Origin of the sequence: Marinobacter salinexigens (assembly GCF_008370345.1) — a bacterium.
In the GTDB taxonomy this organism is placed as follows: domain Bacteria; phylum Pseudomonadota; class Gammaproteobacteria; order Pseudomonadales; family Oleiphilaceae; genus Marinobacter; species Marinobacter salinexigens.
On sequence record NZ_VTUU01000020.1, the window covers coordinates 1 to 3,491 of the forward strand.

At 53.5% G+C, this 3,491-nt stretch carries 1 tRNA gene and 2 rRNA genes; all 3 read right to left on the reverse strand.

Annotated features, from left to right (window positions below):
• Positions 1 to 49: 49 nt before the first annotated feature.
• Positions 50 to 164: ribosomal RNA gene (gene rrf, locus FWJ25_RS19035) — 5S ribosomal RNA — on the reverse strand.
• A gap of 80 nt (positions 165 to 244) precedes the next feature.
• Positions 245 to 3,134: ribosomal RNA gene (locus tag FWJ25_RS19040) — 23S ribosomal RNA — on the reverse strand.
• A 281-nt stretch (positions 3,135 to 3,415) separates the two neighbouring features.
• Positions 3,416 to 3,491, reverse strand: a tRNA-Ala gene (locus FWJ25_RS19045).

Consider the following 3,491-nt stretch of genomic DNA (forward strand, 5'->3'; position numbering starts at 1 on the left):
GGCAATAAAAAACCCCAGCATCAAGGATGCTGGGGTTTAGGTATTAAGCGCCTGACGATGACCTACTCTCACATGGGCAACGCCACACTACCATCGGCGCAGGACTGTTTCACTTCTGAGTTCGGGATGGGATCAGGTGGTTCCAGACCGCTATGGTCGTCAGGCAAAACGATTGATCACTGGGGGACGAGATGGAACGTGATRTKGATTTCACTGCATTATCCGCAGTTGTCTTGGGTGTTATATAGTCAAGCCGCACGAGCAATTAGTACTGGTTAGCTCAACGCCTCGCAGCGCTTACACACCCAGCCTATCAACGTCCTGGTCTTGAACGGCTCTTCAGGGCCCTCGAGGGGCCAGGGAGATCTCATCTTGGAAGGGGCTTCCCGCTTAGATGCTTTCAGCGGTTATCCTGTCCGAACATAGCTACCGGGCAATGCGTCTGGCGACACAACCCGAACACCAGAGGTTCGTCCACTCCGGTCCTCTCGTACTAGGAGCAGCTTTCCTCAAATCTCCAACGTCCACGGCAGATAGGGACCGAACTGTCTCACGACGTTCTAAACCCAGCTCGCGTACCACTTTAAATGGCGAACAGCCATACCCTTGGGACCGGCTTCAGCCCCAGGATGTGATGAGCCGACATCGAGGTGCCAAACACCGCCGTCGATGTGAACTCTTGGGCGGTATCAGCCTGTTATCCCCGGAGTACCTTTTATCCGTTGAGCGATGGCCCTTCCATACAGAACCACCGGATCACTATGACCTGCTTTCGCACCTGCTCGACGTGTCTGTCTCGCAGTCAAGCGGGCTTGTGCCATTACACTAACCGCATGATGTCCGACCATGCTTAGCCCACCTTTGTGCTCCTCCGTTACGCTTTGGGAGGAGACCGCCCCAGTCAAACTACCCACCACACAGTGTCCTTATCCCCGATAAGGGGACGAAGTTAGAACCTCAAACATGCCAGGCTGGTATTTCAAGGTTGGCTCCACCAGAACTGGCGTCCTGGTTTCAAAGCCTCCCAGCTATCCTACACAAGCATGCTCAAAGTTCACTGTGAAGCTATAGTAAAGGTTCACGGGGTCTTTCCGTCTAGCCGCGGATACACCGCATCTTCACGGCGATTTCAATTTCACTGAGTCTCGGGTAGAGACAGCGCCCCCATCGTTACGCCATTCGTGCAGGTCGGAACTTACCCGACAAGGAATTTCGCTACCTTAGGACCGTTATAGTTACGGCCGCCGTTTACCGGGGCTTCGATCAAGAGCTTCGCCGAAGCTAACCCCATCAATTAACCTTCCGGCACCGGGCAGGCGTCACACCCTATACGTCCACTTTCGTGTTTGCAGAGTGCTGTGTTTTTAATAAACAGTCGCAGGGGCCTGGTATCTTCGACCGGCTTCCGCTCCACCCGCAGGGGCTTCACGTACACGCCGGCGTGCCTTCTCCCGAAGTTACGGCACCATTTTGCCTAGTTCCTTTACCCGAGTTCTCTCAAGCGCCTTGGTATTCTCTACCTGACCACCTGTGTCGGTTTGGGGTACGGTCTCGAATAGCCTGAAGCTTAGAAGATTTTCCTGGAAGCAGGGCATCAATGACTTCATTCCCTAGGGAACTCGTCGTCACGTCTCAGGATTAAGGACCCGGATTTGCCTAAGTCCTCTCCCTACTCGCTTAAACCGGGACAACCGTCGCCCGGCTCACCTAGCCTTCTCCGTCTCTCCATCGCAGCTATCCAAGGTACGGGAATATTAACCCGTTTCCCATCGACTACACCTTTCGGTCTCGCCTTAGGGGCCGACTCACCCTGCGCCGATTAGCGTTGCGCAGGAACCCTTGGTCTTCCGGCGTGCGGGTTTTTCACCCGCATTGTCGTTACTCATGTCAGCATTCGCACTTCTGATACCTCCAGCAAGCTTCTCAACTCACCTTCGCAGGCTTACAGAACGCTCCCCTACCCCGCATACAAAGTATGCAGCCGCAGCTTCGGTGACCAGTTTGAGCCCCGTTACATCTTCCGCGCAGGCCGACTCGACTAGTGAGCTATTACGCTTTCTTTAAAGGGTGGCTGCTTCTAAGCCAACCTCCTAGCTGTCTGAGCCTTCCCACATCGTTTCCCACTTAACTGGTACTTGGGGACCTTAGCTGGCGGTCTGGGTTGTTTCCCTCTTCACGACGGACGTTAGCACCCGCCGTGTGTCTCCCGGATAGTACTCACAGGTATTCGGAGTTTGCATGGGGTTGGTAAGTCGGGATGACCCCCTAGCCCAAACAGTGCTCTACCCCCTGTGGTATTCGTCCGAGGCGCTACCTAAATAGCTTTCGGGGAGAACCAGCTATCTCCGGGCTTGATTAGCCTTTCACTCCGATCCACAAGTCATCCCCTGGCTTTTCAACGACAGTGGGTTCGGTCCTCCAGTGCCTGTTACGGCACCTTCAACCTGCTCATGGATAGATCGCCCGGTTTCGGGTCTATGCCCAGCGACTAAATCGCCCTATTCAGACTCGGTTTCCCTACGGCTCCCCTAAACGGTTAACCTCGCCACTGAACATAAGTCGCTGACCCATTATACAAAAGGTACGCCGTCACAGAACAAGTCTGCTCCGACTGCTTGTACGCATACGGTTTCAGGGTCTATTTCACTCCCCTCACAGGGGTTCTTTTCGCCTTTCCCTCACGGTACTGGTTCACTATCGGTCAGTCAGGAGTATTTAGCCTTGGAGGATGGTCCCCCCATGTTCAGACAGGATACCACGTGTCCCGTCCTACTCGATTTCACTGAACTCAGGTTTCGGATACGGGGCTATCACCCACTATGGCGGCACTTTCCAGAGCCTTCTCCTACCAGTTGTTCAGCTTAAGGGCTGGTCCCCGTTCGCTCGCCGCTACTGAGGGAATCTCGGTTGATTTCTTTTCCTCGGGGTACTTAGATGTTTCAGTTCCCCCGGTTCGCCTCTTACACCTATGTATTCAGTGCAAGATACCGACCCGAAAGTCGGTGGGTTTCCCCATTCAGAGATGCCCGGATCACAGCTTGTTTGCCAGCTCCCCGAGCCTTATCGCAGGCTAACACGTCTTTCATCGCCTCTGACTGCCAAGGCATCCACCGTATGCGCTTAGTTGCTTGACTATATAACCCCAAGACAACTGTGATCCGAAGATCCCAGTCACTCRAAGTCGTTTCATCAACAACCTCAACGACAACACCGGATAACGCTTGAAATCGCTATCACTTTGAACATCTTCTCTCGGAGATAATGAGAGAAGAATATTCGTGTTCTATCTCGTCCAATTTGTTAAAGAGCAAATCTGACCCAGTGATCAGAAAGAAGGGCTTCGYTTGATCGTTCATCAAAYCGAAACGCTTGTTTCTGTACACTGCTAACCCACAATGTGGTTAGTCAGTTAATATGGTGGAGCTAGGCAGGATCGAACTGCCGACCTCCTGCGTGCAAGGCAGGCGCTCTCCCAGCTGAGCTATAGCCCC